The following is a 4,371-nucleotide window of genomic DNA, read 5'->3' on the forward strand; positions in this document are numbered from 1 at the left end:
CTGTATACTCGGGACTCCCGGATTTGACGCCGTAGAGCTCCAATTCCGTCGCGCTGACCATCTGGTCGATGGTGGCCTTGTTGCCTCGCGCGGTGTGCAGCGCCGCGTTGATGAAGAGTTGCGTCACCCCCGCGTGCTCGGCCTTGCCCTGCAGGTTGGTTTCCTCGCGGCTGGGCCCACCGACAGGACCGACGGACGGCTTGCTCGGATCGCTGAGCATCGGCAGGGTTGCCTGCTTGCCCAGAGCATCAAGGAGGTTCTTCTCGCCCTGTGCGTACTCGGCCCTGGCAGTGCTGGCACTTTGCAGCATGCTGTTGGCGGTGGTCAGCCGCTTTTGCGCATCCGCCAGCGTGCCTTTCGGCTCGGGGGCCTGCCATTGCAGCCCATACGGCGCCAGCACCTTATCGAGTGTCGTCTCGGCGCTATTCACGGCTCCCTTAAATTCGGGGTCCAGCGCATAGACGTCGAGCTGGGCCCCGCTCTGCTCAGGCTTTGCCTGTGCTTCGCCGAGACGCGCTATCACAGCGTTTTCGGCGGCGATCGCCTTGGCAACTTCCGGATCAAACCACTGCCAGCTCCCGTCGACCATCAGCGGCACCCACTTGCCGCCTGACGGAGCCGTAGCCGACGGCGGCTCGCCGAACGGGCCAACCGATGTGGCGCTGCCGTCGAGATTCGGCGTCGCCGGCCTTCCGCCACCATATTGCTTGATCGCGTCCTTTACTGCTTGCTGCTTATCTGCGACCTCTTGCGCAAGCTCAGGACTTGCCCCGCCGAGCACTCCTTCCAGAATCGTCTTGAGAACCGTGTCGGTCTTGGCCTGCTCGGGATCCTTGCTCTGCGGGTTGATTTTCATCAGCAGTTCGGCCAACGCCTGCTGCGCCGTGCCAACCTCGATCTTCAGCTCGCTGCCGGTCGTGTCGTTGTGCAGCGTCATGCTGCCATCGGGCGTGGTGGTCAGCGTATAGCCGTTGAACGTGACCTTCACGGTCGTTCGCGTGCCGTCTTCGATGGTGACCTTTTCTCCGGCGTTGATGACGTCCGGATCACGGGCCGAATCGAACAGTCCGGGATTCGTCCGCCTGAGATCGTCGAGCGATACGCCATATTTCCGTGCGATCAGGGTCAGGTTGTCGCCCGGCTTGACCTCGTACTCGACGGGCTTGCCGCCATTGATCTTCTCGGTGACGGTCATCGTCACCCGGCCGTCCTTGTCGGTGACGGTCTTGGTTTCGGTCCCGTTGCCATCGATGGATTGCGACGTTTTTTTCCCGTCCGCCGTCGTCGTGACGGTGCGTACATCGTGCTGATAGTCGTAAGAGTAGACCGTCTTGTCGCCGGTGCGCGGATCGGCGAGCTCGACCGACTGCGCGTCGCTGCTGCTGGTGGCCGTCACCTTATAGCCGGCGGCCTGCAATTCGGCGATCACCTGCTCGCTGGTAAGGCCGTTTTCCTGCGCGATCTGCTCGATGCTCTTTCCATCGGCAAGGTCTTGCTTGATGTTGTGCGTGCTGGCCCCGCCCGGATCCTGGGAGGCCGCCAATATGGTCTTGCGGCCGTCCGGACCGGTGACGGTGGTGACGGGAAGCGACGGGCCGGCGCCCGGCGTCACCGTTTCCACCGAGGTCCCGTTGGGCATCGACGTCCGCTCGGTGACGGTGCCTGTGCCGAGATCGTCTTCATACCGCGTCGTGATGGCGCCGGTATCGGGATTGTAGCTGCTGGTCTCCTTGCGTCCGAGCCCGTCGCGGACCGGCGTGGTGGTTGCCGCGCCATTGGGTTGTGCCTGGACGCTCGTATAGTAGCTGTCGTGCTGGTAGTCGTAATATTGGGTGACGGTGCGGCCGCTGCCATCCGTGATTTTCGTCGTCTGCACGTCGCCATTGCCGCTTGTCGGGTCGGTGGTCGACACGATCATCCCGCCGGACCTGAGCGCGGCGATAACCTGTTCGCGCGTCATGCCGCGAGCGGACGCAATCTGGTCGATGCTCTTGCCGCCGGTGACGTCGTTGACAATGTTGCGGGCGGTCGTCGCGTCCTTGGGGTTCTCTTCGGCCGGGCCCCCATCGAGTTTCACCGTCGCGGCGGTTGCGGCGAGATCGGGGCGCACATAGAGAGCCGGCGCCACTGTCGCGCCATTGCCCGACGTGCCTGCGCTGGCGTTGACGACATTGACGCCCGGCATTGCCGGAACCGCGACCGGCGGCGGCTGAAGCCAACTCAGTTCGCTATTCACCTGCGCCAGTTGCTGGCGCGCCTGCGCCGCCCAATCGCGCTCGCCCATTCTGTTGGCAAGCCGGATCTGCTCGCGCAGTTGCGCTGCCTGCGCCTCCAGCCGCGCAACCTGCGCGGCATTTGCTTTGGCGTCGACCTTTTGCGGTTGGACCGGCGGCTTGGCGAGCGTTATCGGGCGAACCATCTGGACGACCTCCGGGAATCACCGTTGCCGGCAGCCTGGCTGCCGTCACGCCCGCCCAGACAGCAACGTTCCAATGCTATCTGGGGGGCTTCCAATAAATGCCGAAAGCGGCAAGCTGCTCTTCCGACTGCTTAATTCGATCCGCGGCATCCACCTCGGACTGCGCAGCCGTCAGTGCCGCCAGGATTTCGACGGCGGCGAAGGCCGGCGCCAGGCTGCGGAAGAACGACTGCGAATTTGACGTGACGATGATTGTTTCCCGCGCGATCCGGGCCAGCGGCGACACGCTGCTGTCGGTGATTGCCACCACGCCGACGCCCTGCCGAACCGACTGCCGCGCAACATCGATCGTCGTGCGTTCATACGGCGACATGGCTATCGCCAGCAGCACATCGCCGCGTCCCGCCTGCTGCAGAACATCGAGGCCAGGTCCGCCCATCTCGCCGACAAGCGTCACCTTGCGGTCGCCGCCAGCCAGAAACGACATGATGTGAGCGAAATGGCCCGCGACCGGATAGGCGGAGCGTGTGGCCAGGACGAACAGATTGGACGATCGCGCCAGCAGGCCGGCGGCGGCGATGAATTGCACGGCACTGCCATATTCGCCAAGACTTGCAATCTGGGCCGCGAGCGTATCGGCAACGACCCCGACGGTCGAATATCCCGGATCGCCATGCTGCTTGATACCCTGTCGCGCGGGCTCACCGGCGATTGTCTCACGCAATGCTCGCGCATAGAGGCTGCGCATGTCCTCGTAGCCATCAAGCCCGAGCCAGCGCGCCAGCCGCATCATCGTGCTGTGGGAAACGCCGGCCTGGTGCGCCTGCTCGCGCATCGACATCAGCGCGACATCCTTGGGATGATCCAGCACGAAACGCGCCGCGACCCGCAACTGCGGCGGCATATTCTCGAACCGTTCGACCAACAGCTCGGCCAAAGGACCTTTTTCCATATCCGAAATACCCCATTCACCCGCCTCGCAGGTTACTCCTAGAACGTGGCCAACGCAACAGTTGGAACTTGTATGGCTCAAATATTCCAAATGGACTTTCATTTTCAACCACGCTGCCTTAAGCTGCCTTGGCAATGTGCCGGAGCGCAGCGGTGTGAGTCCGGCGTTTGCGACTTGAATTTCTCGCAAGGAGACAATGATGGCTGCTACCCCTCCCATTACGTCCGGCTCTGCAGGGTCGCCGGAACAGAACCTGGACAAGATGATCAAGCACCAGGAGCGCATGTTTGGGCTGGAGATCACGAAAGAGATCGCGAAATCCCAGCATGACATGCTGATGAGCACCGCGAGGACGCTCGGCCAGTCGGCTGAGAAGGCCTAAGGCGGATCTCGAACCCGTACGCCGCCGAAGCAACCGGCGGCGTACTTGCACGGCAGGAAGCTTTCAACGCCGTCGTCGCTGCATTTGAAATCGTCATCGGCGGGAGATGAAGTGGCATGACCGATAGTCCTATCGGCAGGTATCTGGATGCCGCGCCAGCGCGCCGGTTGCGGTCGATCATCGCCCCCTCCCCGGCATCCGGAGGTTTCGTTGTGCTCAGCGTCACCCACGGATTCCACGCCGGCGCCGAACTCAGCCTGGTGGAGACGCTGTACACGATCGGCTCCAGCACGGAATCCGACATTGTGCTGAGGGATGCCGGCATCGCGCCGGTCCACGCAAGGCTGCGGCGCAAGGGCAGCCAGTTTGAAATCGAGGCCGTCGGCGGCGATGTAACGCTCGCCACAGGCGAAACCGTCCATGAAGGCCACGGCAGCCGCTGCAGGCTGCCGCTCACCGTAAGTGTCGGCGACGCCCGTATCCGGCTGGTCAACCCGGAACGCCCCGCAAGTCGGTGGTCCTTTTCCAATCGCCCCGTGCTGGTGGCGGGCAGCGTTCTGTGCGCCGTATTCGCTCTTTCCCTCGCCGCGAACGGGCTCTCTCTCGCCAACATCGGGC

The 4,371-nt window shown here is 63.4% G+C and carries 4 protein-coding genes; 2 read left to right on the forward strand and 2 right to left on the reverse strand.

The genetic code is table 11. The features are described 5' to 3' along the window. On the reverse strand, positions 1-2,419 hold a 2,419-nt coding region (locus EN780_RS28355; RefSeq protein WP_128275943.1), incomplete at its 3' end, for a LysM domain-containing protein. 76 nt (positions 2,420-2,495) lie between these two features. Continuing rightward, positions 2,496-3,590: a MurR/RpiR family transcriptional regulator gene (locus tag EN780_RS28360; RefSeq protein ID WP_245500163.1), complete on the reverse strand. Its 1,095-nt coding sequence runs from the start codon at positions 3,588-3,590 to the stop codon at positions 2,496-2,498. On the opposite strand from EN780_RS28360, the gene EN780_RS28365 reads away from it, so the two are divergent. Together EN780_RS28365 and EN780_RS28370 are read left to right on the forward strand one after the other, a co-directional pair. Further along, on the forward strand, positions 3,571-3,753 hold the full coding sequence (locus tag EN780_RS28365; protein WP_126092905.1) for a hypothetical protein: 183 nt from the start codon (positions 3,571-3,573) through the stop codon (positions 3,751-3,753). The genes EN780_RS28360 and EN780_RS28365 overlap by 20 nt on opposite strands. A gap of 212 nt (positions 3,754-3,965) precedes the next feature. Next, a partial coding sequence (locus EN780_RS28370; RefSeq protein WP_189556796.1) for an FHA domain-containing protein occupies positions 3,966-4,371 on the forward strand: 406 nt, incomplete at its 3' end.

The organism is Mesorhizobium sp. M4B.F.Ca.ET.089.01.1.1 (assembly GCF_004022605.1).
GTDB classification, from domain to species: Bacteria; Pseudomonadota; Alphaproteobacteria; order Rhizobiales; family Rhizobiaceae; genus Mesorhizobium; species Mesorhizobium abyssinicae.